Below are 23,771 nucleotides of genomic sequence, written 5' to 3' on the forward strand. Positions count from 1 at the left end.
CAGGAAGGCCGCCGCGTCCTCCGCCGCGCGCGCCGCGGCCGCGGCCGCGATCATCACCGGCACTTCCCACCAGGCCCCGTCACGGAGGACCAGGCGGGTGGCCAGCAGCAGGCAGAGGCCACCGAGCACGTTGGCGAAACTGTCGGGCGTGATGCCGCCGGAGACGGTGGCGGCCATGGGCTGCAGCGCCACGCCGGCGGCTGCCACCAGGGCGAGCGCGGGGCGGTCGGGGGCGACGGTGCGCGCGAGGCGATGCGTCACCCACACGAGCAGCGGCAGCGTGAGACCGCAGCCCAGTCGCAGCACCCAGAAGACGACCGTGCTCTCGAGGCCGGACGCGCAGAGGCGGCCCAGGGCCCAGCTGCCGACGCCCTGAAAGAGCGCCTTGCCACCGGGATCGACGGGCAGTGGCACGCCCTCGGGGGGGGCCGCGCACGTGTACACCAGGGTGCCGGCCCGCTCGGTCGCGTAGATCCGCTGTTGCAGCGCGGACAGGTAACTGATTTCGTCGGAGACCTGGAAGAGCGGGCGGGTCGACGCATGCAGCCAGGCGTGCAGCAGTGCGAGGAAGAGCAGCGCACCGAGAGCGGCCCTGGTCGGCCGAGCCATGCCAGCCGGACCCACGCTAGCCGCCGCCCACGAAGTTCACGACTTCCACGGCGTCGCCGGGGCCGACGATGGTGTCGGCATAGGCCGCCTTCTTGACGACGTACTCGTTGAGCTCCACGGCCACGCGCCGCGCGTCGATCTCGAGGCGCGCCAGCAGGGCGTCCACGGTCAGGGGCGCCGGCACTTCATAGGACTCGCCGTTGAGTTGAATCGTCATTGCTGGTGATGGTCGGATCGGGAAAGTCGGCGGTCACCGGTCACCGGTCACCGGTTCCCGGTTCCGGGTTCCCGACTCCCGAGAATATCAACTTCCACCCCGAACGCCGCCGTCAGCGATCGCGCCCACGCCGACGGGTCCGGACGCAGGTGGGCTGGCGCGTCGGCCGGCCACTCCGGCACCGGCTGGGTGACGGCCCACGCCAGGGCGGCTTCGTAATCCCGATGCATGCGAGCGAGCGTGTGCCGTCCAGCCCACCACTCCCGGGCACGACGGCCCAGCTGTCGGCGCAGATCGGCATCGGCGACGAGGCGCCGGAGGGCCTGCCGGAGCATGGCCTCCTCGTCCGCGAGTTCGATGGACACGGCGACGGCCCGGGAGGGATCCGGCGGCTGGAACACCGCAACGGCGTCCGTGCGGTCGTGCTTGAGCTGCCAGTGCCGCGGATCGAGGGTTGGCACGTCTACCGTGCTGAGCTGGTCGGGGACCACGGTGGGCTTGCCGGCCGCCAGGCAGCGGAGCCAGGAGGCCGAGGTCTCCCGGGCCGTCGGCCACCGCAGGCACACACACACGTCGGCCGCCCGCAGCTCGGCCGCCAGCTGCTCGTCGTCCACGTACCCCGTCACCTCGATGAGGTCGCGGGTCCCGGTGGCCGCCACGTCCTGCCAGAGCGCGTAGTGCTCCCCGATCTCGCCCACGAGCCGCACCCGGACGTGCGGGGCCTCGCTCCGGAGGGCCGCCACGGCGCGAAGCAGGGGAAGGATGCGCTTCTCCGGCGTGATGACCCCGAACGCCGCCACCACTGCGTCTCGCCGGGGATCGGCTGCGACAGAGGTGGGTGGGTAGGTCCGGGTCTCCGACTCGGCCGTCATCGGGCGTTCGGCATGCCCGGCACTCGCAGCACTTGGGTCCTCCCATGGATCCGGAACCCCCATCGACACCGTCGTAAGCGGTGTGTCGGGAAACTCGTCGGCCAGCGCCTCCTGGAGCGGGGCGCCGTGGACGACGACGGCGCGGGCTCGGCGCATGACGAGGCGGAGCATGGGCCAGAGGTAATAGGGAGACCCCTCGAGGCCGGCCACCACGAAATCGGCGACCCGTGGGTCGACGCCGGGGTGGTTGAACCGGAATTCGGCGCGATAGGCGTCGGCGCGCCGGTCACCCAGCAGGGCCTGGGCCCTGGCGTGGTGCAGGGCGGCATCGTGCAGCACGATCAGACCGGGCCAGCGCAGCAGATAGGGCCAGAGGAACCGGTGGCAGGCCGCATTGCCGAGTTGGTAGACGATGAGGTCGTACGGGGTGCGGTCGTGCAGGACGGTGAAGTCGAAGGCGCGGTAGAGCGGCAGGCCGAGCGGTCCGTCCAGCGGGGCAATCGTCTCGCCCTGGCCGGCGTGGAGACGCCCGCCGGCCGCGTGCCACACCGGGTCGTCGGCGAACAGGTCGACGCGGTGGTGGTGGCGAACGCCCTCGAGGACGTCGAGGCTGTACGCCGCGATGCCCGAATGGACGGGCGGGAATGGGGAGAACCAGGCGACGCGCACGGCAGACACACAGTACTGCACACGTGCGGCTCAGGGCTCACGGCTCAGGGTAGGGCCCGCTCTCCGAGCGGGCCGCTGACGGCCGGTTCGGAGAACCGGCCCTACCCGACCCCGGTTCTCCGACCGGGTTCTCCGAGCCCGGTTCGCGGGTGCCCGGTGCCCGGTGCCCGGATTCCGTTGCAGATGAGTGCGAGGCGGGCTAGCATCTACGGGTTCAGGTCTTGCCGGCACGGTCGCCGGGGAGACGGGTCGAGCGGGAGGCGTGTGATGGGCACACGTGGCCACGCTTGCGCACATTTTCACAAGCGCCACCTCTGCCGCACACGCGGCGACCACATTGCATGGACGGCTGGCTTCCGATTCTGCTGCTGATGGCCTTCGGCTTCTCCTTCGCCGCGGGCAACGTGTTCCTGTCGCAGTTTCTGGGGCCGCGCAATCCGACGGCCGAGAAACTGGCGCCGTACGAGTGCGGCATGCCGCCGGTGGGCGATGCCCGCGAGCGGATGTCGGTCCGGTTCTACCTCGTGGCGATGATCTTCCTGCTGTTCGACATCGAGGTGGCCTTCCTGTACCCGTGGGCCGTCGCGCTGCGTGAACTGCAGTGGACCGGATTCGTGCAGATTCTGGTGTTCTTCGTGATTCTCCTCTCCGGGTACGCCTACGTCTGGCGCAAGGGCGCCCTGGACTGGAACACCCAGGACTGACCGCCGTCCCGCTGTCGCCCGAGTGAAACGAACGCACGATCATGGCTGATATAGAGATTCCGGTTCTGACGACCACGGTGGACAAGCTGGTGGGCTGGGCCCGCCGGTCCGCCATCTGGCCCGTCGCGTTCGGCTTGGCCTGCTGCGCCATCGAGATGATGGCGATGGCGGCCAACCGCTACGACATCGCCCGGTTCGGCGCCGAGGTGTTCCGCGGCTCGCCGCGGCAGGCCGACCTGATGATCGTGGCCGGCCGCCTGTCGCGGAAGATGGCCCCGGCGCTCCGGCGTGTCTACGACCAGATGCCCGAGCCCAAGTGGGTCATCTCCATGGGCGCGTGCGCCTCGGTCGGCGGCGTCTTCGACAACTACGCCATCGTGCAGGGCGTAGATCAGGTGGTGCCGGTCGACGTCTTCGTCCCGGGCTGCCCGCCGCGCCCCGAATCCCTCATCTACGGCATCGTCCAGCTCCAGCGGAAGATGGCCCGGACCCCCCAGCCGTTGATGAACCGGGGCTGAGTCTTCATGGATTTCGCGACCAGAGTGGATGCGCTCCGGCAGGCCCTGCCGGACGTGACGATCGAAGAGCAGCCCGCCGTCGATCAGCCCTGTCTCATCGTGCCGGCCGCAGACATCGCGCGCGTCGTGCGGCAACTGCGTGAGCACCCGGCGCTGCAGTTCCAGGTGCTGGCCGAGCTGACCGCTGCCGACTACTGGCCGACCGTGGAGCCCCGGTTCGAGGTGGTCTACCACTTCGTCTCGATGGGGCCCGACGCGCTCGGGGCCGGGGTGCCGCCGGCGCAGCGCCTGCGGGTGAAGGTGCGGGTCGGCGGCGAGACGCCGACGGTGCCGACGATCGTGGGCGTCTACCCCAATGCCAACTGGTACGAGCGCGAGGTGTTCGACCTGTTCGGCGTGGCGTTCGATGGCCATCCCGACCTGCGGCGCATCCTGATGCCGGAGGACTGGGAAGGACACCCGGCGCGCAAGGACTACCCGGTGCAGATTCACAAGGCCGTCGATGCCGGCGCGCCGCTGCAGGTCACCGAGGAGGAGTTCGTGCGCAACATCGAGCGGCAGAAGCGGGCCGCCGATGTCAGCGCCGGCTTCAAGGTGCAATGAGCGACGCGGTCGCCTCGCGGTGTCTCCAGGTCTTCGCAGACACGGCCGAGGCACACCGCCGGGCGGCACCGGTGCTGGTCGGGGGCCTCGCGCGGACCATCGCGCGGGTCGTCGCGGCGCTGGCAGCGGGAGGCAAGGTGCTGGTGTGCGGCAATGGCGGGAGTGCCGCAGAGAGCCAGCATTTTGCGGCCGAATTGACCGGACGGTTCCGCCGGGAACGCGCCGCATGGCCGGCGATGGCGCTGACGGTGGACACGAGCGCGATCACGGCCATCGGCAACGACTACGGCTTCGACCGGGTCTTTGCCCGGCAGGTGGAAGCGTTCGGACGCCCGGGTGACGTGCTGCTCGTGCTCTCGACGAGCGGGCGGTCGCCCAACGTGGTGGCGGCGGCGCGTGAAGGACAGGCGCGGGGGCTCCACGTGGTGGCGCTCACCGGCGGCGACCCGGGGCCCCTGGCCGCGGTCGCCGATGAGGTACTGGCGGTGCCCGACAGTGACACCGCTCGCGTGCAGGAGGTGCACCTGACCGTGCTGCACGTGCTGTGTGACGAAATCGAACGCGCCCTCGCCGGTTGAACGAGGCATCGCTGAAAGCCCTTTGCGACGATATGGCTGAAATCCGCACCGAAACGATGACGGTCAACATGGGGCCGCAGCACCCCGCCACGCACGGCGTGCTGCGTCTCGTCATCGAGCTCGATGGCGAGCAGATCGTGAGTGCCCAACCCACGATCGGCTACCTGCACACCGGCATCGAGAAGACGGCCGAGCAGAAGAAGTGGCAGCAGGTCGTGCCGCTGGTCGAGCGCATGGACTACCTGGGGCCGCAGTCCAATGCCCTGGCGTACGTGCTGTCGGTGGAGAAGCTGCTCGGCATCGAGGTGCCCGAGCGCGTGCAGAACATCCGCGTGCTGATTGCGGAACTGCAGCGCATCTCGAGCCACCTGGTGTGGCTCGGCACCCACGGGATGGAGATCGGCGCCATCACGATGATGATGTACTGCTTCCGCGAGCGGGAGCTGCTGCTCAACATCAACGAGATGCTGGCGGGCTTCCGCCTGTTTCCGAGCTACATCCGCGTCGGCGGCCTGCGCGAGGACCTGCCGCACGGCTTCCACGATGCCGTCACCGCCTTTCTCGACCGCTTCATCGTGAAGATGGACGAGTACGAAGGCATGCTCACGAAGAACTCGATCTGGCTGGGTCGAACCAAGGGTGTGGGCATCCTGACCAAGCAGGACGTGCTGGACATGGGCCTGCTCGGGCCGATCGCGCGGGGATCCGGCGTCAACTACGACGTCCGCCGTGCCTTCCCGTACCTGACCTACGCCTCGTACGACTTCGACGTGCCGACCAAGCAGGACGGCGACGTCTTCGCGCGCTACCAGACGCGTGTGGCCGAGATGCGCGAGAGCTGGAAGATCTGCAAGCAGGCGATCGCCCGCATCACGCCGACCGGCGAGTGGGGCGTCGACGACCCGCGCATCGTGCCGCCGCCCAAGGACAAGGTCTACTCGGAGATGGAAGCGCTCATCCAGCACTTCCTGATCTATTCGCAGGGCTTCACGGTGCCGGCCGGCGACGCCTACGTGCCCATCGAGGGCCCGCGCGGCGAGCAGGGCTTCTACGTGGTGTCCGATGGCACCAACCGGCCCGTGCGCGTCAAGTCGCGGCCCCCGACATTCCTCGCGTTGCAAGCGTTGTCGAAGCTGATCGCCGGCGGCCTGATTGCCGACGTCATCGCGGTCATCGGCTCGGTCGACGTCGTCATGGGAGATTCGGATCGATGAGTTTCCACCCGCAGATGCCCTATGGCGAGGGCTGGCACAAGAGCGAGCGCTTCATCCCGGAGGCCGGCCCGGCCTTCGAGTTCACGCCCGAGCACCGGGCCCAGCTCGAGGAGCTGTGCACGCACTATCCGCCCGAGCGGCGCAAGTCGGCCGTCATCTCGGCGCTGTACATGGTGCAGGCCCAGCAGGGCCACATCACCGGCAACGCGATGCGGCACGTCGCCGAGGTCATCGGCTGCACGCCGGCCGACGTCGAGGACGTGGTCACCTACTACGTGATGTTCTTCACGAAGCCGGTGGGCAAATACGTGCTGCAGGTGTGCCGCACGCTGTCATGCGCGCTCAACGGCGCCGAGCAGGTCACCGCGGAGCTCTGCAAGCACCTGCACGTCACGCCGAACGAGACCACGGCGGACGGCCTGTTCACGGTCATGGAGTTCGAGTGTCTCGGGGCCTGCGACCGGGCGCCGGTGATCATGGTCAACAACGAGCACTGGGCCGAGCACCAGACGCCCGACCGCATCCCGGCGCTGGTCGACGGACTGCGCACGCAGGGCCTGGCGTCACTCGGCGGCTGCCATCTCGTGAAGGAGCGCGCGTAACCATGTTCGAACCGGTCCTCACGAAGTACGTCAACGAGCCGAACGGGTACACGCTGGACTTCTACGTCCAGCACGGCGGCTACCAGGCGATGAAGACCGCGCTCGGCATGACGCCGGACGCCATCGTCGACAGCGTCAAGAAGTCGGGGTTGCGCGGCCGCGGCGGCGCCGGCTTTCCGACCGGCCTGAAGTGGTCCTTCGTGCCCAAGGACAACCCGAAGCCGAAGTACCTGTGCATCAACGCCGACGAGAGCGAGCCGGGGACCTTCAAGGACCACGTGCTGCTCGAGCGCAATCCGCACCTGCTGTTCGAGGGCTGCGTCATCGCCTGCCGGGCCATCGGCGCCAGGACCTGCTACATCTACATCCGCGGCGAGTTCTTCCACCTGCAGCAGCAGATGGAAGCGGAACTGCAGAAGGCCCGCGCGGCCGGCTACGTCGGCAAGAACATCCTCGGATCGGGCGAGGATTGCGACATCTGGATTCACCGCGGCGCCGGCGCCTACGAAGCGGGCGAGGAAACCGCCTTGATCGAGTCGCTCGAGGGCAAGCGGGCCCAGCCCCGCCTCAAGCCGCCCTTCCCGGCGGTGGTCGGCCTGTACGGCTGCCCGACGGTGGTCAACAACGTCGAGACCATCTGCAACGTCCCGGTGATCATCGAGAAGGGCCACGAGTGGTTCGCTGCCATCGGCCCGGAGAAGAACACCGGCCCGAAGCTGTTCTGCGTCAGCGGCCACGTCAAGAAGCCCGGGGTCTACGAGGCGCCGATGGACACGACGCTGCGCCAGTTGATCTACGACTACGCCGGCGGCATGCGCGGCGATCGCCAGCTGAAGGCCATCATCCCCGGCGGATCGTCGACGCCGGTGCTGCTGCCCGACAAGCTGGATACGCATCTGAGCTTCGACGGCATGGTCGCCGCCGGCTCGATGCTCGGATCGGCGGCCGTCATCGTCATGGACGAGACGACCAGCATGGTGTGGGTGGCCAAGAACCTCATCCACTTCTACAAGCACGAGTCGTGCGGCAAGTGCACGCCGTGCCGCGAGGGCGTCGACTGGCTGTACAAAATCCTCGACAAGATCGAGCGGGGCGATGGCGAGCCGCGCGACGTCGAGCTGCTCCTGAGTGTGTGCGACAACATCGGCGGCAAGACGCTGTGCCCGTTCGGTGACGCCGAGATCGCCCCGGTGCTGAGCACCATCCAGCACTTCCGCGACGAGTACGAGACCTACATCCGGACGGGCGAGTCGCCCGTGCAGAGCGACTTCCGCGCGACCGAACCCGTCGCTGCGCACTAACGAGACCCGCCCGTGCCGACGATCGCTCCCAGTCTGATCTTCCAGCTCACGCTGCTCACCGTGGTCTTCTTCTCGCTGCAGATTTCCGCAGCGGTGCTCGTCTACTTCGAGCGGAAGATCTCGGGCTGGGCCCAGCAGCGCGTCGGGCCCAACCGCGTCGGCCCGCTCGGCCTCCTGCAGCCCCTGGCCGACATCGTCAAGCTGATCTTCAAGGAGGAGCTGCGGCCCAAGGCGGCCGACAAGTGGCTCTTCTACCTGGCGCCGATCCTGTCGGCGACGACGGCGTTCGCGGCCTTCGCGGTGATCCCGTTCGGGCCGCCGACGACCTTCTTCGGGTTGCTGGAGAAGCCGGTGCCGCTGCAGGTGGCCGACCTGAACGTCGCCGTGCTGGTGGTGTTCGCCATCACCTCGATGGGCATCTACGGCATCGTGCTGGCGGGCTGGGCCTCCAACAGCAAGTACGCGCTGCTCGGCGGCCTGCGCAGTTCGGCGCAGATGATCAGCTACGAACTGGCGTATGCCATGGCGCTCGCGTCGGTGCTGGTGATCGCCAACTCGCTGTCGCTGCGCGAGATCGTCGACGCCCAGCAGGGATGGCGGTGGCTGTTCGGGGTGGTGCCCGTGCCGGCGTGGTACGTGTTCCTGACGCCGATCGGCTTCTTCATCTTCTTCATCGCCGGCATCGCCGAAACCAACCGGGCGCCGTTCGACTTCCCCGAGGCCGAGCAGGAGCTGGTGGCCGGCTACCACACCGAGTACAGCTCGATGTCGTTCGCGCTGTTCTTCCTGGCCGAGTACGTCAACATGGTGGTCGTCTGCGGCGTGACGGTCAGCCTGTTCCTCGGCGGCTTCTACATGCCGGGGCTGCCCGTCTGGCTGGGGCCGCTGTGGTTCATCGGCAAGGTGGCGGCGCTGCTGTTCTTCTACATCTGGATGCGGTGGACCCTGCCGCGTTACCGCTACGACCAGCTGATGGACTTCGGCTGGAAGCGGTTGCTGCCGTTGTCGATTGTCAACCTGCTGGTGACTGCGGCCGGCGTTCTCTACTGGAGCTGAGATCGTGGCCCCCTGGCTCTTCTACCTGTTTGCCACCATCTCGGTGGTCTCCTCGATCGGCGTGATCGGGCAGCGCAATCCGATGTACAGCGTGCTGCTGCTCATCGGGTCGTTCATCTCGCTGGCCGGTCTGTATGTCGGCCTCGACTCGCCGTTCGTCGCGGTCACCCAGATCGTCGTCTACGCCGGCGCGATCATGGTGCTGTTCCTCTTCGTGGTGATGCTGCTCAACGCGCCGCGCGAGGACGTCGCGCCCGGGGCGCAGTTGCCCATTCCCGGGGTCGTCAAGGCGTATGGCGGCGTGCTGTCGGTGGCCATGGCGGCGATGCTGCTGTGGGCCCTGAGCCGGCTCGGGGTCGTGCCCTTCGTCGAGGATCCACAGGCGGCCGAGCGGGTCGCCTCGGTACGCGACATCGGCCTGATGCTGTTCCGCGACCACGCCTTCTCGTTCGAGGTCACGTCGATCCTCATCCTCGTCGCCATGGTGGGCGCCGTGGTGCTGGCCAAGAAGACCGTCTGAGGCTCGCCATCCGCCGATGATCACGCTCAACCACTTCCTTCTCCTCTCCGCCCTGCTGTTCAGCATCGGCACGGCCGGCATCTTCCTGCGCCGGAACGTGATCACGTTGCTGCTGTCGGTGGAGATCATGCTCAACGCCGTCAACCTGACGTTCGTGGCGCTGGGTCGGTTCAACGGGTCGGTCGAGGGGCAGATCATCACCTTCTTCGTGATGACCGTGGCGGCCGCCGAAGCGGCCGTCGGCCTGGCGCTCGTCATCGCCCTGTTCCGGCATCGGGAGACGCTGTCTCCCGACGCCTTCACCTCCCTCAAGTGGTAGGGCGACAAGACGCGATGCTGCTGTTCATCATCCTTGCCCCGTTCATCGGGTTCCTGATCAACGCCACGCTCGGCCGCCGGCTGTCCAAGGGGGTCTCGGGCGGTGTGGCGGTCGCGGCGATGCTGGTCGCGTTCGGCCTCTCGCTGGCCTCGGCGGCGCAGATCTTCGGCGCCGCGGCCGACCAGCGGGTCATCGAGCAGCGGGTCTTCGAGTGGTTCACGTCGGGCGACTTCACGGTCCCCTTCACGCTGCGCCTCGATCCGCTCTCGACGCTGATGATCCTCGTGGTCACCGGCATCGGCTCGCTGATCCACATCTACTCGACCAGCTACATGCACGAGGAGCGCGGCAGCGAGTACGCCCGCTACTTCTCGTACCTGAACCTGTTTGCCGCGTTCATGCTGACGCTGGTGCTCGGGGCCAGCTTCCCGATCATGTTCGTCGGCTGGGAAGGCGTCGGCCTCTGCTCGTACCTGCTCATCGGCTTCTGGTTCACCAAGAAGTCGGCCAGTGACGCCGGCAAGAAGGCCTTCATCGTCAACCGCATCGGCGACTTCGCCTTCATCCTCGGCATGTTCGGCGCCTTCGTCGCCTTCGGCACGCTGGACTTCAAGGCCATCGCCGAGCAGGTCGCGACGATGCCGGTCGAGGTGACCTGGGGCGTGCTGTCGGTGACGACGTTCCTGTTCTTCATCGGCGCCACCGGCAAGTCGGCGCAGATTCCGCTGTACATCTGGCTGCCCGACGCCATGGAGGGCCCGACGCCGGTGTCGGCCCTCATCCACGCCGCGACGATGGTGACCGCCGGCGTGTACATGATCGGCCGCAACGCCGAGCTGTTCGCCCACACGCCCGAGACGATGCAGGTCGTTGCGGTCATCGGCGCCCTGACGGCGCTGCTGGCCGGCTCGATTGGCCTCGTGCAGAACGACATCAAGCGCGTGCTGGCGTATTCGACCGTGTCGCAGCTCGGGTACATGTTCCTCGCGATGGGTGTGGGCGCCTTCTCGGCCGGCGTCTTCCACCTCTACACGCACGCATTCTTCAAGGCCCTGATGTTCCTCGGCTCCGGCTCGGTCATCCACGCGATGGCGGGCGAGCAGGACATGCGGAAGATGGGCGGCCTGAAGAAGTACATGCCGATCACCTACTGGACGTTCGTGATCGGTGCGGCGGCCATCGCCGGTGTGCCGGGGCTGGCCGGCTTCTTCAGCAAGGACGAGATCCTCTTCCAGACGTACTACACGGGCCACACGGGCCTGTGGGCGATTGGCGCCCTCACCGGGCTGCTGACGGCGTGCTACATGTTCCGCCTCATCTTCATGACGTTCCATGGCGCCGAGCGGTTCGCGGCCGCCGGGGCGGAACATGGGGCGGGGCACGGGCACCCCTCGACTGCGGCCGGGGCGAGCGACGCGCACGACAGCCATGCCGACGCGCACGGGGCGCACGACGATCACGGCCACGGGCACGGCCACCACGGGGCGCCGCACGAGTCGCCCTGGGCGATGGCGATGCCGCTGGTGTTGCTGGCCGTCGGCTCGATCGGTGCCGGCTACGTCGGTGTGCCGCACGCACTTGGCGGCAGCAATGCCATCGAGACGTTCCTGCATCCGAGCTTCCACCCCGCGTCGGTCCACGGCCCGGCGGTGGCTGGCGACCATGGCGCGCCCGTGACCGCCCAGGGCAGCGACCATGCCGCCCCTGCGGCCGACGCCCATGCCGCGCCGGCCGGCGATCACGGTGCCGCAGCGGGCCACGACGACCCGGAGAAGACGCGCATCGAGCTGACGCTGATGGGCGTGTCGACCGTGCTGGCCTTCCTCGGCATCGGGCTGGCGGCGTTCTTCTTCCTGCAGCGTCCCGAGGCCGCCGATGGCGCCGCGCGCAGCCTGGCGCCGCTGCACAAGTTGCTGCTGAACAAGTACTACGTGGACGAGATCTACGACGCGGCGATCGTGCATCCGCTGCGTGACGGCTCCTCCTCCGTGCTGTGGAAGACGGTCGACGTCCGCATCATCGACGGCGCCGTCAACGGCACGGGCTATCTGGTACGTGAGTCGGCCGGCGCCTTGCGCCTGCTGCAGACCGGCTCGTTGCGCGTCTACGCGGCATCGCTCTTCACGGGCGTCCTCCTGGTCCTGGGCTACTTCCTCGCGCGATGACCTTCCCGCTCCTTTCCCTGACCGTGTTTGCGCCGCTGCTCGGCGCCCTGCTCCTGCTGGCCATCCCCAACAAGGATGGCGAGCGGAACGGCCTCGTGCGCGTCATCGCCCTCGGCATCTCGCTGGTGGTGTTCGCGCTCACCGTGGCCGTCTGGGCTGCCTTCGACGGCACGTCTGCCGACTTCCAGATGGTCGAGCGCGTGCCGTGGATCCCGGCCTTCGGCATCGACTACCACCTGGGCATCGACGGCATCAGCCTCTGGCTGGTCGTGCTGGCCGGGTTCCTGACGCCGCTGGCGCTGCTGTCGTCGTGGCACGGGGTCGAGAAGAAGGTCAAGGAGTTCAGCTTCTTCCTGCTGGCCCTCGAAGCCGGCATGATCGGCGTGTTCCTCTCGCTCGACCTGTTCCTCTTCTACATCTTCTGGGACGCCATGCTCATCCCGATGTACTTCCTCATCGGGATCTGGGGCTACGACCAGCGGGTGTACGCGGCGGTCAAGTTCATCCTCTACACGATGGCCGGCAGCGTGCTGATGCTGATTGCCATCATCGGCCTGGCGGTCATCCATGCGCAGGCGACCGGGCAGTACAGCTTCAACCTGCTGCAGCTCTATCAGTTGACGCTGGACCCGCGGACGCAGCTGTGGTTCTTCCTGGCCTTTGCGCTGGCCTTCGCCATCAAGGTGCCGCTGTTCCCGTTCCACACCTGGCTGCCCGACGCGCACGTGCAGGCGCCGACGGCCGGCTCGGTGATCCTGGCCGGCGTGCTCCTCAAGATGGGCACGTACGGGCTCATCCGGTTCGCCTTCCCGCTGTTCCCCGACGCGGCCCTGCAGGCGGCGCCCTACATCGGCACCCTGGCGGTCATCGGCATCGTCTACGCCGCGCTGGTGGCGATGGTGCAGCCCGACATGAAGAAGCTGGTGGCCTACTCGTCGGTGAGCCACATGGGCGTCATCGTGCTGGGCATCTGCGCGGCCAACGTCCAGGGCATGCAGGGGGCCATCTACCAGATGCTCAACCACGGCATCAGCACCGGCGGGCTCTTCCTCATCGTCGGCATGCTGTCGGACCGGCGGCACACGCGCCAGATCGCCGAGTTCGGCGGCCTCAAGCACGTCATGCCGAAGATGGTGGCGGCGTTCCTCCTCATCACGCTGTCGTCGATCGGGATGCCCGGGCTGAACGGCTTCATCGGCGAGTTCCTGTCGCTGATGGGCGGCTACCGCTGGCGGCCCGACCTGGCGGCCGTGGCGGCCACCGGCGTCATCCTCTCGGCCGTGTACATGCTCTGGATGTTCCAGCGCGTCAACTACGGCCCGCTCACCAACCCGAAGAACAAGGGCCTGCACGACCTCGAGCCGCGTGAGTGGGCGGCCCTCGGTCCCACGCTCGTCCTCGCCATCGTGATGGGTGTCGTGCCGAACTTCTTCCTCGCACCGATGGCGCCGTCGGTGGACCGACTGGTGCAGCGCCTCCACGCCCAACGGCCCGCGCTGGCCGAGGCCGTGCCCGTCACCACGCCGAAGCCCGTCCCGGCGTCCGTGTCCCTGACTCCGGAGCAGGCAGCCCGATGATGACCGACCTGCAAGCGATCATGCCGATCCTCATCGTCACGCTCACCGCGATCGTGACGATGGTGGCCGAGTCCTTCCAGCCCAGGGGCGAGCGTGTGCCGCTCGGCGGGCTCGGATTGATCGGCCTCACCGGCGCCGCCGTGGCGTCCGTGCTGCTGTGGGGGCGCGACCTCACCGGCTTCGGCGTCATGCGCGCCGACAACTTCGCATTGTTCATCAACGTCACGCTGTGCGCCATCGGTGTCCTGACGATCCTGTTCTCGACCTCGGTCGTCGAACGGGAGCGCATCCCGTCGGGCGAGTACTTCGCGCTCACCCTCTTCGGCATCTCCGGCATGATGCTGATGGCGGGCGCGAGCGACCTGCTGGTGATCTTCCTGGCGCTCGAGGTGATGTCGCTGTCGGTGTACGTGCTGACCGGCATCCGTCGCAGCAGCGAGGCGGGCGCCGAAGCGGCCTTCAAGTACTTCCTGCTCGGCGCCTTCTCCAGCGCGTTCTTCCTGTACGGCATCGCCTTCACGTACGGCGTCGTCGGCAGCACGCGGCTCGAGCAGGTGGCGGCCACGCTGGCCAGTCAGGTCAGCGGCCCGAGCGTGATGACCATCCTGGCGCTGGCCCTGCTCCTCGTCGGCTTCGCCTTCAAGGTCTCGGCCGTGCCGTTCCACATGTGGACGCCCGACGCCTACGAAGGGGCGCCGACGCTGGTCACCGGCTTCATGTCGACGGGCGTGAAGGCGGCGGCGTTTGCCGCCTTCATCCGCGTCTTCCTCTCCGCCTTCGAACCGCTCCATGCCGAATGGGCGCCGATCGTCTCGGCACTGGCGGTGGCGACGATGGTGCTGGGCACGACGGTGGGCGTGGCGCAGAGCAACGTCAAGCGGATGCTCGCCTATTCGAGCATCGCGCACGGCGGCTACCTGCTGGTGGGACTGATTGCCGCCAACTCGGTCGGCAAGGCCGGGATGCTGTTCTACCTGGCGGCCTACGGGGTCACCAACGTCGCGGCCTTCGGCGTCATGGCGCTGCTCTCGACCGACGACCATCCGCACGACAACGTCCGGGACTTCGCCGGCCTGTGGCATCGCCGCCCGGCGCTGGCCGCGGCCATGACGGTGTTCCTGCTCTCGCTCGGTGGCCTGCCGCCGACGGCCGGCTTCGTCGCCAAGTGGTACGTCTTTGCCGCGGCGGTGCAGGAGGGCTACTACGGCCTCGCCATCATCGGCATGCTGACGAGCGTCATCTCGGTCTACTTCTACCTGCGCATCGTCGTCCTGATGTACATGTCCGAGGACGTCGCGGTCGACCCGGCGCCGCGGTTGCCGCGGGGCGCCGTCGCCGGCCTGGCGCTGGCGACGCTGGCGATCTTCTATCTCGGCGTCCTTCCCACGCGAGTCATCAACCTCGCCGTGCAGAGCGTCCAGGGACTGTTCTAGGGTGTCGACGATCCTCGTGACCGGTGGCGCCGGTTTCATCGGCGCCAACTTCATCCACTACTGGCTGGCACGGCGAGAGGGACGCGTCGTCAATCTCGACAAGCTGACGTACGCCGGCAATCCCGAGAATCTCGCCGTCCACCAGGGCAGCCCCCGGCATGAACTGGTGCGCGGCGACATCGGCGATCGCGCACTGGTGGCGCGCCTGCTCGTCACCCACAAGCCGGTCGCGGTGGTCAACTTCGCCGCCGAGAGTCACGTCGACCGGTCGATCACCGGGCCCGCCGCCTTCGTCGAGACCAATCTGGTCGGCACGTTCGGGCTGCTGGACGAAGTCAAGGCCTACTGGAGCACGCTCGACGGCGAGGCGCGCTCGGCGTTCCGTTTCCTCCACGTCTCGACCGATGAGGTCTACGGGTCGCTCGGTCCCGGCGACGCCGCCTTCTCCGAGACGACGCCGTATGCGCCCAACAGCCCGTACTCGGCCTCGAAAGCCGGGTCGGACCACCTCGTGCGGGCCTATCACCACACCTACGGCCTGCCGGTCCTGACGACCAACTGCTCGAACAACTACGGGCCGTACCAGTTTCCCGAGAAGCTGATTCCGCTCGTCATCCACAACGCGCTGGCCGGCAAGCCGCTGCCCATCTACGGCGACGGCAAGAACGTGCGTGACTGGTTGTACGTCGAGGATCACTGCTCGGCGATCGCGCGGGTGCTGGACGCCGGGCGGCCCGGCGAGACCTACAACGTCGGTGGCAACAGCGAGCAGCAGAACATCGCCGTCGTCCACACGCTCTGCGACGTGCTCGACGAACTGGCGCCTCGTGCCACGGGCCGCTACAAGGACCTCATCACCTACGTGAGGGATCGCCCCGGGCACGACCGCCGGTACGCGATCGATCCGACGAAGATTCGGACGGAGCTCGCCTGGGAGCCCGCTCACACCTTCGAGAGCGGGATGCGCCAGACGGTGCAGTGGTACCTCGCGCACCAGGACTGGGTGCAACGCGTGACGTCGGGGGCCTACCGCGAGTGGGTCACCAGCCAGTACGGACACTGACCGCACATGACACGCCGCACGTAGAACGCAGCACGCACAGCACGCCGCAGCACGGGGCGTCGTACGCAGGACGTCGAACAGCATGGACACGACGCGGTTACGGACGACGCTGGACGCCTACTACCGTGAAGTCGCGTCCCTGATCCTCGACAAGCAGCATCCGGTCACGGGGCTGCTCCCCGCCAGCACCGCGGTGACCATCCACGGCGACTATCGCGACGCCTGGGTCCGCGACAACGTCTACAGCATCCTCGCCGTCTGGGGCCTCGCGCTCGCCTACCGATCGCTCGACGACGACGGCGGGCGCGGCTACGAACTCGAGCACCGCACCGTGCACCTGATGCGCGGCCTGCTGCGTTCGATGATGGCGCAGGCCGGCAAGGTCGAGGCATTCAAGTACAGCCGCGATCCCGCCGATGCCCTGCACGCCAAGTACGACACGGAGACCGGCGCGCCGGTGGTCAGCGACACCGGCTGGGGGCACCTGCAGATCGACGCGACATCGCTCTACCTGCTGATGCTGACGCAGATGATCACCTCCGGGCTCTCGGTGATCTGGACGCGCGACGAGGTCAACTTCATCCAGAACCTCGTGTACTACATCGAGCGGGCCTACCGGACGCCCGACTACGGCATCTGGGAGCGCGGCGACAAGCACAACCGCGGCAAGGTCGAGATCAACGCCAGTTCGGTCGGCATGGCCAAGGCCGCGCTCGAGGCCCTGGCCGGGTTCAACCTCTTCGGATCACGCGGCGCCCAGGAGTCGGTCGTCCACGTCGTCCCGGACAACATCGCGCAGGCGAACCTGACCCTGCTGTCGATCCTGCCCAGGGAGTCCACCACCAAGGAGACCGACGCCGCGCTGCTGTCGATCATCGGGTACCCGGCATTCGCCGTCCACGACCCGACGTTCGCGGCACATGTGAGGGCCGAGGTGGTCAGCCGGCTCTCGGGTCGCTACGGCCTCAAGCGCTTCCTGCGCGACGGACATCAGACCGTGCTGGAGGATGAGGCCCGCCTGCACTACGAGCCGGAGGAGTTGCAGCAGTTCGCGCACATCGAGTCCGAGTGGCCGCTGTTCTTCACCTACCTGCTGCTCGACGCCCAGATGTGCGGCGACACGGCGGCGACCGAGACGTACCTGTCGTGTCTGCGAGCGGTCGCCATCGAGCGCGACGGCCTCCACCTGCTTCCCGAACTGTACTGGGTACCCGAGGATGCCATCGACGCCGAGCGCGCCGCGCCCGGATCCCAGCGTCGCCATCCGAACGACAACCTGCCGCTCGTGTGGGCGCAGAGTCTGTACCTGCTCGGTCGCATGCTCCACGACGGCGTGCTGCGGCCGAGCGACATCGACCCGTTGGGCCGTCGTCGTCATCGTGCGCCGTCGCCGCCCGTCGTGCAGGTGATGTGCCTGGCTGAAGACGCGGCACTGCAGAGCGAACTTGCCGAACACGGCGTCCTCACCGAGACAGCCGATGACATCGCACCGGTCGCCGTCTACCTGCCGCACGACATCGCCCTGGCCTACGGCGAGGTCGGCCGCAACGAGTCGCTGGGGTTGAGCGGACGGTCGGCGCGGGCCCTGAAGAGCCTCGCCACCAGCCGCCTCTACACGCTGCATGACCGCATCGGCGTCTGCCTGGCGTCGTTCTTCATGCAGCAGGAGTTCTTCCTCGCCTACGACCTCGACTTCCTGCTGCGGCGGTTCGAGAGCGAACTCGCGTACCTGCATCGCAACTGGACGCTCTCGGGACGACCGACCGTGACGGTCCTGCTCACGCACACGCTGCTCGAAGCCGACCGGACGTCGTTCTACCGCTTCATGCGGCACATCGCCAGCGGCCGTGTCGGGGACGTGCCGGTCCGACGGGGGCGTCTCGCCGAGCTGATGCCGACCGCCAACGTCGAGCGCATCGACGATCTGCATGCCCTCGCGATCTCCGAGGCCCCGCTGGCCTCGCGCATGGCCCGCTCGACCGTGCTGTCCGAGCCGGGGATGCAGCAGCCGCTCGATGCCACGGCGGAAATCGCCATCGACACCACGGCCGATGCCGCGACGCTGCTCGCGCGCCTGGCAGGCACCGACAACCTCTACGAGCAGATCGAGCTGCTGGCGGCGCTGGCCCGCCTCCAGTCGCTCGATGCCGTCATCGCGATGCGCGGCCACACCGGCCCCGTGCGCGAGCTGATCGAAGAGGTGTACGAGCAGGCGGGACGTCGACGCATCTGGGCCATCATGCGTCGCGCGGCGGGTCTGCTCGGCAAGGTCGATGGCGATCTGAACCTCGCCGTCGGCGCCATGCTCGTCCGACAGAAGCACATCCAGGTCGGACGCGCCTACAGCGATGAATCGCTCATCACGCAGCCCATCCCCGACCACGAGCTGCTGGCGAAGATCACCACCTTCTGTCGCGACGATGCACGCGATCGCGTCCTGACGCAGGAGATCCTGCTGTACCTGGGCGTGCTGATCAAGGAACGCCCCGAGCTGTTCGGCGAGCTCCTGACGCTGCGGGTCAGTCACTTCATCCTGCTGCTCAGCAGCCAGATCGCGCGTGAGGAGGCGGTCTCGCCAGGCGAGGGCTACGACGCGCTCATGGCGCTGGCGCCCTCCATCGTGCAGCAGCGGCTGCAGAGCATGCTCGAGCAGTACCACGCCATCGAGGACCTGCCGCAGCAACTCGAACAGCTGCACGCGCAGGTGACGCGCGACGACCTCGACTGGAGCCAGGACCTCGGGTTCGAGACCCTGCGGACGCCATCCGAGGGCTGGCTGGCCTGGCGCCAGCACCGCGGCATCATCGACCGTCGCCCGGCGCACTTCTATGCCGACGTGTGGAACATCTTCCGCCATGCGCCGGCGCTGATCATCGGCGAGAAGCTCGAACGCCGGAACCGCATCGACAGCAGCGTCGTGCTCAGTGACATGACCCCCGGCGAGAAGGCGTTCGCCCTGTGGCTCGAACACCTGCTCAACAAGATCGCCGCCGCGGAGTATCGGCAGCTGAACATCGAATCCCTGAGCGTGCTGGCGAGCTTCTTCCGGCAGAACCCGACGCTCCGGATCGACGATGCGTGCGTGCTCGATGCGCTGATCGGCCACGCGGTGCGCCTCGCGTACCTCGAGAGCCACGCCGACCGCGAGGCCACCTACAACGACTACAAGGCCGACGCCTGGGCGGCGTTCTACGCGAGTCCGCCGCTGCGCACCAGCCTGTTCCTGGTCACCGCGCTGCGCAGTCTCCTCAGGTTCGAAGTGGCCAGGGGCTGAACCCTCGACGACCGCGGCGTCGGTCAGGGCGTCGGGCGCAGTTGCTGGCGCACCGCCGCGACCTGGCGCTTCTCGTCCGGGCCCTGGGCCACGCGGTCGGCGCGGGCCAGCGCGGCGTCGGTGGACGCGGCATCGCGAGCGTTGGCGGCCAACTGCGCCAGCATCAGGTAGTGGCGCGCGTTGCCGGGCTCCAGGGTGATGGCCTGGGTGATCAGGGAGACGCCGCGCGTCGTGTTGCCGTCCTGCGCCGCACGCACGACGCCGAGCAGCGAGAGCGCTCTGGCCAGATCCGGCTTGAGTGCCAGCGCCCGCTCGAGCGCCGCGCTGACCTCGGCCAGTGGCGCGTCCGGCGCGCGCATCCTCAGCTCCGCCCAGCCGAAATGTGCGAGTGGATCCGACGATCCGACCGACACGGCCTGAGCCAGGGCCCGTTCGGTGGCGTCCAGGTCGCCGGCTCGTCGAGCGGCGCGAGCCTGTGCCATCCACGCCTCGCCGAGCGTGCGATCCGCCGCGACAGCCTCGGCGGCCAGTGTCGTGCCCGTAGCCCCATCGCCCACCATCGCCGCGACGGTCGCCTTGAGGGCCAGGACCTCGGCCGGCGACAGGGGCCGCGCCGGCGCGCCCTTGGCGGCGTCGCTCAACGGGACCCGGGCCTTCAGCGCCGGAAACTGGAAGCGGCCGATGTAGGCACGGAACTGCCGGTCGAAGGCGGCGACGTCGCCGAGGGCGCGTCGTGTGGCGTCGGCGGGTGTGGCACCGGCGTCGAGGGCCTCGAGCAGTGCCATCAGCCTCGGGCGATGCGCGCCGTTGTCGCCGAGCACGAGGAAGTGGGTCAGCGCCCAACTCTGTGCGTAGAACGTCGTGGCGCGATTGTCTTCGGTGTACTCCGGCGATCCGTGGTCGACGGCGAGCAGCCTCTCCAGCGACAGCAGGGACCGTTCCTGCAGCGCGGCCAGGTGGTAGTCGGCTGGCATGCCCAGGAGGACATCGTCGGTGTCGAGCCGGGCCTGGCTGTACATCTCGGCGAGTCCTTCGTTGAGCCACACCGGCGCGGCGCCGATGGTCTGGTGGACGAGCACGTGCATGTACTCGTGCCAGGCGATCTGGTAGCGCAGGTCACGGTCGAAATCGAGCCTGACGAGCACGAGATTGGCATCGGGGCCTGCGGCGAACAGGCCGCCGAGATCCTCGCGGTCCGAGTCGATCAGCGTGCGCAACTGCTTACCATGCTGGATGGCGATGATCGTGAGCGGCACGTCGGTGCGCGTCGAGATCTTCGCGACCTGCTGCAACACGGCCGTCAGTCGTTCGAAGCTGGCCGCGACCTCGCGGCCCTGCCTGGCGTTGCCGTTGGTGATGACCCGGAAGTTCGGCGACCGCACCTCCGTCCACGTCTCTGCCGCGTCCACCGTCACCGCCACGGTCAGCACCGCGGCCACCGCTGCACACACCAGTCCACACACGCGTACTCGACTCACGCGACGACTCACACTTTCTGGAGGGAGCCCGAGTGTGCCGGGCAGGGGCCCGTCTCGTCAAGGACGAGGGGCGCTCATGACGTCGCGCACCGCACGGACCACCACGTCATCGTCGACCTCCGGCACGGTGCGGAGATCGAGACAGACGCGGTCGTCGACGATCCGCGCGATGAGCGGCGGGCGTCCCGCACGCAGGGCCGCGAGTACCCGATCGGGCGCGCCGGTGTCGAGGCGCACCAGGCGGGTCGACAGCGTCTCGCCCGGCAGGCTGCCGCCGCCGATCGTGGAGAGGCCCGCGGCGGTGTCGCACTCGACGCCGGAGGCTCGCAGCAGGTCGGCGAGTCGTGTCGCTCGCCGCGCGATGGCGTCCAGCGGCAGGGCGAGCATGCGGACCACCGGCACGGTCTCGGCGGCACGTCCGCTGGTGAAGGCGCGCAGGGTCGCCTCGAGGCCCGCGTACGTGATCTTGTCGACACGGACGGCGCGCATCAGCGGGTGACGGCCGAGGCGTGCGATCAGATCGGCGCGTCCGACGACCAGGCCGGCCTGCGGGCCACCGAGCAGCTTGTCGGCGCTGAAGGCGACGAGATCGGCGCCGTCCCGGATGCTGTCGCGCACGGCGGGCTCGCGGGCCAGCAGCAGGCGCGCCTCGGCGGGGAAGGCGTGTGTCGCGAACAGGTCGAGCCCCAGCCAGCCCGAGCCCTGGTCCTCGATCAGCGGGAGGGAGAACCGGCGCGCGAGGGCGGCGAGCTCGGCCAGCGCCGGCCGTTCCGTGAAGCCCTCCATGCGGAAGTTCGACGGGTGCACGCGCAGGATCGCGCCGGTGCGCTCGGAGATCGCCGCGCCGTAGTCCGCCACCCGTGTGCGATTGGTCGTGCCGACCTCGCGCAGTCGGGCGCCCGATCCCTGCAGGATCTCCGGGATGCGGAAGCCACCGCCGATCTCGACGAGCTCGCCGCGGCTCAGGATGACCTCTCGTCCCGCGGCGATGGCCGCCAGCGTCAGGGTGAGACCGGCCGCCGTGTTGTTGGTGGCCACGCCCGCCTCGGCGCCGGTGGCCTCGCGCAGCGCGGTCGTCAGGTGCTGGTGGCGAGCACCGCGCTGCCCCGTGGCGAGGTCGAACTCCAGGGTGGAGTAGCCGGCGCCGACCCGCCGCATGGCGTCCAGCGCCTCTGGTGACAGCGGCGCCCGCCCGAGGTTGGTGTGGATGATCACGCCCGTCGCATTGATGACGGGCCGCAGCGACGACTCGCTCGTCTCCCCGAGGTGGTGCTGGAGCCGCTCGACGATGAGCGCGCCCGCCGACTCGCGGGTGGCCGCGTCGGTCTGCCCGGCGACGAGGGCGGCGCGCAACCGGTCGACCTCCTCGTCGAGCGCCTGCCGCACGCGCCGAGGTCCGTGCGCCGCCGCCAGCGCCTGCACGGCCGGGAGCCCCAGCAGGTGATCGACGGCTGGAATGACGCGCGCCCGTGACATCGCCGCGATGCTACCATTCCACCCGCGGGGCCCCTCCCGCGAGGGCCGGTCCATCTCGACCGCCCGTCGGGCCACCCGGCCGCTGCTGCGCATGACCGACACGCCTGCCAAGACCATCGCCGCCGACCGCCTCGCGGTCCTGCCGGATCACCAGCCGAAGGAACACTTCTGGCCGTACGTCGAGCTCACCGAGCAGCCGACGCCCGAAGAACTCGCGGCGCTCGACCCGGACCTCCGGACGGCGCTCTACGGCGCCGCGGACATCCCGTTCTCGTTCACGCTGGTGTTTCCGCGCTTCGACGGTCCGGACTTCGAGGAGGCCTGCACCCTTGCCAGGGCCTCGGCGGAGTATCGCGAGGTGGGGACGGGCGACCAGTTCCGCATCCGCGCGCGCTTCTATCCCGCCGATGTCGCCCGCATGCGGGAGCTGTTCGTCATCGCCGGACGCTACCCGGGCTGTGAGGTCCTGGTAGACGATCGCCCGGTGCCGTTCGCGCGGGAGCTCTGGCTGCCGCTGACCTGGTTCCTCCTGCCGCGCTGAGCCTGGCCCGTGCCGCCGCCGAGCGCCTTCGATCGCGAGTTGCAGGCCCTGGCCGCGCAGCTGAGGAAGGTCGAAGCCGAGTACACGATGTACTTCTCCGGGCGCACGCCCCGGCCGCCGAACGAGAGCCGGGCGGCCCTCGACCGGGCGTTCAAGCGCTCCGACCGGACGCTGATCGAGAACGCGATGGCGCGCTTCCAGTTCTCGACGCTGCAGGCGCGGTATTCGTCGTTCGCCGAGCTCTGGGATCGCGGCGTCCGTGCACGGGAAGAAGGTCGTGGTGGCCCGTTCCACCGCCCCCAGACGGCGGCGGCCACCGCTCCGCCCGCCGCCGACGACGTCCTGCACGCCGCGACGTTCAGCGATCCCGTCCAGGAGATGGACAAGCTGCGCGACCTCTATGAGTCACTGATGCAGGCCCGCCGCGACGATGGGCATGAGGCGGTGCCGTTTCACAAGTTCGCCTCGCTCGTGCGCGAACAGGTGCGCACCCTGCAGGATCGCCATCCGGGTGACGAAGTGTGGTTCCGTGTGACGCGCCACGAGGGCAAGGTCTCGCTCACGGCGCGTGCCGTGAAACCCGCGGCAGACGAGGATGGCGATGCGTAGGGGCCGACGCTCAGCCGACCTTGGTGACGTTGCCGGCCTGCGGTCCCTTGGGGCCGTCCACGATTTCGAACTCCACCGGCTGTCCCTCTTCGAGCGTCCGGAAACCGGCGCCCTGAATCGCGGAGAAGTGCACGAACACGTCAGTCCCCGATTCGCGTTCGATGAAGCCGTATCCCTTGGCGTTGTTGAACCACTTGACCTTGCCGATGATGCGTTCCATGGTGCTGACCTGCCTTGCGCGCTGCCGGCGTGGACCGACAGAAGGTATGCACGGGCGCCAGGGGGCCCGGGCGTACGGTGACACCAGAAACCTGGACGTTTTCGTTCATCTGGTTTCCGGCGCCGGCAAGGATAGCGACGCCGGCTCAGCAGT

At 68.5% G+C, this 23,771-nt stretch carries 23 protein-coding genes; 17 read left to right on the top strand and 6 right to left on the bottom strand.

Annotated features, from left to right (window positions below):
* The 3 genes from Q0C41_RS19410 to Q0C41_RS19420 all read right to left on the bottom strand — a co-directional run.
* Positions 1–609: hypothetical protein (locus Q0C41_RS19410; protein WP_291986476.1), on the bottom strand; the 609-nt coding region annotated here is incomplete at its 3' end.
* A gap of 16 nt (positions 610–625) precedes the next feature.
* Positions 626–826 (bottom strand): sulfur carrier protein ThiS, encoded by a 201-nt coding sequence (gene thiS / locus Q0C41_RS19415; RefSeq protein WP_291986478.1) that lies wholly within the window; start codon positions 824–826, stop codon positions 626–628.
* A gap of 47 nt (positions 827–873) precedes the next feature.
* Positions 874–2,367, bottom strand: coding sequence for a glycosyltransferase family 4 protein (locus tag Q0C41_RS19420; protein WP_291986480.1), 1,494 nt, complete (start codon positions 2,365–2,367; stop codon positions 874–876).
* A gap of 341 nt (positions 2,368–2,708) precedes the next feature.
* On the opposite strand from Q0C41_RS19420, the gene Q0C41_RS19425 reads away from it, so the two are divergent.
* From Q0C41_RS19425 to Q0C41_RS19495, 15 genes are all read left to right on the top strand, one after another.
* A complete protein-coding gene (locus Q0C41_RS19425; RefSeq protein WP_291986482.1) occupies positions 2,709–3,071 on the top strand; it encodes an NADH-quinone oxidoreductase subunit A in 363 nt (120 codons plus the stop codon).
* 41 nt (positions 3,072–3,112) lie between these two features.
* A complete protein-coding gene (locus Q0C41_RS19430) occupies positions 3,113–3,589 on the top strand; it encodes an NADH-quinone oxidoreductase subunit B family protein (RefSeq protein ID WP_367079242.1) in 477 nt (158 codons plus the stop codon).
* A gap of 6 nt (positions 3,590–3,595) precedes the next feature.
* Positions 3,596–4,192 carry an NADH-quinone oxidoreductase subunit C gene (locus Q0C41_RS19435; protein WP_291986484.1) on the top strand — a complete coding sequence of 199 codons (597 nt, stop codon included), beginning with the start codon at positions 3,596–3,598 and terminating at the stop codon, positions 4,190–4,192.
* Positions 4,189–4,770 carry an SIS domain-containing protein gene (locus Q0C41_RS19440; RefSeq protein ID WP_291986486.1) on the top strand — a complete coding sequence of 194 codons (582 nt, stop codon included), beginning with the start codon at positions 4,189–4,191 and terminating at the stop codon, positions 4,768–4,770. The genes Q0C41_RS19435 and Q0C41_RS19440 overlap by 4 nt, the downstream gene beginning before the upstream one ends.
* A gap of 32 nt (positions 4,771–4,802) precedes the next feature.
* Positions 4,803–5,984 (top strand): NADH dehydrogenase (quinone) subunit D, encoded by a 1,182-nt coding sequence (gene nuoD / locus Q0C41_RS19445; RefSeq protein WP_291986488.1) that lies wholly within the window; start codon positions 4,803–4,805, stop codon positions 5,982–5,984.
* Entirely contained in the window at positions 5,981–6,586 is a 606-nt protein-coding gene (nuoE, locus tag Q0C41_RS19450; RefSeq protein WP_291986490.1) for an NADH-quinone oxidoreductase subunit NuoE, read from the top strand. The genes nuoD and nuoE overlap by 4 nt, the downstream gene beginning before the upstream one ends.
* A 2-nt stretch (positions 6,587–6,588) precedes the next feature.
* Positions 6,589–7,887 carry an NADH-quinone oxidoreductase subunit NuoF gene (nuoF, locus tag Q0C41_RS19455; RefSeq protein WP_291986492.1) on the top strand — a complete coding sequence of 433 codons (1,299 nt, stop codon included), beginning with the start codon at positions 6,589–6,591 and terminating at the stop codon, positions 7,885–7,887.
* Positions 7,888–7,899: 12 nt separating this feature from the next.
* Entirely contained in the window at positions 7,900–8,943 is a 1,044-nt protein-coding gene (gene nuoH / locus Q0C41_RS19460; RefSeq protein ID WP_291986496.1) for an NADH-quinone oxidoreductase subunit NuoH, read from the top strand.
* Between the two features lie 4 nt (positions 8,944–8,947).
* On the top strand, positions 8,948–9,463 hold the full coding sequence (locus Q0C41_RS19465; protein WP_291986499.1) for an NADH-quinone oxidoreductase subunit J: 516 nt from the start codon (positions 8,948–8,950) through the stop codon (positions 9,461–9,463).
* Positions 9,464–9,479: 16 nt separating this feature from the next.
* A complete protein-coding gene (nuoK, locus tag Q0C41_RS19470) occupies positions 9,480–9,782 on the top strand; it encodes an NADH-quinone oxidoreductase subunit NuoK (protein WP_291986501.1) in 303 nt (100 codons plus the stop codon).
* A gap of 14 nt (positions 9,783–9,796) precedes the next feature.
* On the top strand, positions 9,797–11,947 hold the full coding sequence (gene nuoL / locus Q0C41_RS19475) for an NADH-quinone oxidoreductase subunit L (RefSeq protein ID WP_291986504.1): 2,151 nt from the start codon (positions 9,797–9,799) through the stop codon (positions 11,945–11,947).
* Complete coding sequence (locus Q0C41_RS19480) at positions 11,944–13,524, top strand: NADH-quinone oxidoreductase subunit M (RefSeq protein WP_291986506.1); 1,581 nt, start codon at positions 11,944–11,946, stop codon at positions 13,522–13,524. Before nuoL ends, Q0C41_RS19480 begins: the two co-directional genes overlap by 4 nt.
* Positions 13,524–14,957, top strand: a complete 1,434-nt coding sequence (locus tag Q0C41_RS19485) for an NADH-quinone oxidoreductase subunit N (protein WP_291986507.1) — start codon at positions 13,524–13,526, stop codon at positions 14,955–14,957. Before Q0C41_RS19480 ends, Q0C41_RS19485 begins: the two co-directional genes overlap by 1 nt.
* A 1-nt stretch (position 14,958) precedes the next feature.
* The gene (gene rfbB, locus Q0C41_RS19490; protein WP_291986509.1) at positions 14,959–16,020 is read left to right on the top strand and encodes a dTDP-glucose 4,6-dehydratase; all 1,062 of its coding nucleotides are present in this window, start codon (positions 14,959–14,961) and stop codon (positions 16,018–16,020) included.
* Between the two features lie 82 nt (positions 16,021–16,102).
* The gene (locus tag Q0C41_RS19495; RefSeq protein ID WP_291986511.1) at positions 16,103–19,294 is read left to right on the top strand and encodes a glycoside hydrolase family 15 protein; all 3,192 of its coding nucleotides are present in this window, start codon (positions 16,103–16,105) and stop codon (positions 19,292–19,294) included.
* A gap of 23 nt (positions 19,295–19,317) precedes the next feature.
* Here the strand turns inward: Q0C41_RS19495 and Q0C41_RS19500 are convergent, their stop codons facing one another.
* Both Q0C41_RS19500 and selA read right to left on the bottom strand, forming a co-directional pair.
* Complete coding sequence (locus Q0C41_RS19500) at positions 19,318–20,772, bottom strand: DUF1570 domain-containing protein (RefSeq protein WP_291986513.1); 1,455 nt, start codon at positions 20,770–20,772, stop codon at positions 19,318–19,320.
* A gap of 57 nt (positions 20,773–20,829) precedes the next feature.
* Complete coding sequence (selA, locus tag Q0C41_RS19505) at positions 20,830–22,248, bottom strand: L-seryl-tRNA(Sec) selenium transferase (protein WP_291986516.1); 1,419 nt, start codon at positions 22,246–22,248, stop codon at positions 20,830–20,832.
* Between the two features lie 91 nt (positions 22,249–22,339).
* On the opposite strand from selA, the gene Q0C41_RS19510 reads away from it, so the two are divergent.
* Together Q0C41_RS19510 and Q0C41_RS19515 are read left to right on the top strand one after the other, a co-directional pair.
* Positions 22,340–22,789, top strand: a complete 450-nt coding sequence (locus Q0C41_RS19510) for a hypothetical protein (protein ID WP_291986518.1) — start codon at positions 22,340–22,342, stop codon at positions 22,787–22,789.
* 9 nt (positions 22,790–22,798) lie between these two features.
* On the top strand, positions 22,799–23,398 hold the full coding sequence (locus tag Q0C41_RS19515) for an MXAN_5187 C-terminal domain-containing protein (RefSeq protein WP_291986520.1): 600 nt from the start codon (positions 22,799–22,801) through the stop codon (positions 23,396–23,398).
* Between the two features lie 10 nt (positions 23,399–23,408).
* Here Q0C41_RS19515 and Q0C41_RS19520 read toward each other — a convergent pair whose 3' ends face one another.
* A complete protein-coding gene (locus Q0C41_RS19520; protein WP_291986522.1) occupies positions 23,409–23,618 on the bottom strand; it encodes a cold-shock protein in 210 nt (69 codons plus the stop codon).
* Positions 23,619–23,771 lie beyond the last annotated feature (153 nt).

Origin of the sequence: Luteitalea sp. (assembly GCF_022842525.1) — a bacterium.
Taxonomy (GTDB): Bacteria; Acidobacteriota; Vicinamibacteria; order Vicinamibacterales; family Vicinamibacteraceae; genus Luteitalea.